1 pseudogene is annotated in these 216 nt (G+C 37.5%); it reads left to right on the top strand.

Annotated elements, in window-relative coordinates:
• Positions 1-216 (top strand): annotated as a pseudogene (locus NG904_RS17140) (cytosolic protein); the annotation flags it as partial.

The following is a 216-nucleotide window of genomic DNA, read 5'->3' as shown; positions in this document are numbered from 1 at the left end:
GGAGAAGTACAAGGCCAAACTCAAAGTATGAATGCTGTATGTAACGCTACTATTCAAGGTATGGAACAAGTCATTCAGTCAATTGATGCCTTTGCAATTGATACTGTTCTACAAGGACAAACTTATAGCAGTGCAAAATCATTTTTTGTACAAACCTTTCGTCCTTTAGCGCAAGGAATCATTTATCTGTGTGAAGAGTTAATTCGCCAGAACGAT

Origin of the sequence: Clostridium sp. ZBS15 (assembly GCF_023845705.1) — a bacterium.
In the GTDB taxonomy this organism is placed as follows: Bacteria; Bacillota; Clostridia; order Clostridiales; family Clostridiaceae; genus Clostridium; species Clostridium aquiflavi.
Note: the sequence above shows the minus strand (reverse complement) of the source record. Positions and strands in the feature narration are given on the sequence as shown.